This is a genomic window from Bacillus sp. CR71, assembly GCF_003429245.1.
Taxonomy (GTDB): domain Bacteria; phylum Bacillota; class Bacilli; order Bacillales; family Bacillaceae_G; genus Bacillus_A; species Bacillus_A thuringiensis_S.
Genome location: NZ_CP031748.1, coordinates 741747 through 741988 on the forward strand (window position 1 = coordinate 741747; position 242 = coordinate 741988).

Here is a 242-nt window from a genome sequence, read left to right on the forward strand (position 1 = left end):
TATGCGCCCGTAGCTCAATTGGATAGAGCGTTTGACTACGGATCAAGAGGTTAGGGGTTCGACTCCTCTCGGGCGCGTTTTCTTTCGGGAAGTGGCTCAGCTTGGTAGAGCACCTGGTTTGGGACCAGGGGGTCGCAGGTTCAAATCCTGTCTTCCCGATACTTGTTTGGGGCCTTAGCTCAGCTGGGAGAGCGCCTGCCTTGCACGCAGGAGGTCAGCGGTTCGATCCCGCTAGGCTCCAC

3 tRNA genes are annotated in these 242 nt (G+C 57.9%); all 3 read left to right on the forward strand.

The features are described from left to right. Window positions 1–3 precede the first annotated feature (3 nt). The 3 genes from DOS87_RS03750 (at window position 4) to DOS87_RS03760 (ending at window position 241) form a co-directional block, all read left to right on the forward strand. Window positions 4–77, forward strand: a tRNA-Arg gene (locus DOS87_RS03750). An 8-nt stretch (window positions 78–85) separates the two neighbouring features. Continuing rightward, window positions 86–159 (forward strand) — tRNA-Pro (locus tag DOS87_RS03755). A 9-nt stretch (window positions 160–168) separates the two neighbouring features. Further along, a tRNA-Ala gene (locus DOS87_RS03760) sits at window positions 169–241 on the forward strand. Window position 242: the final 1 nt, after the last annotated feature.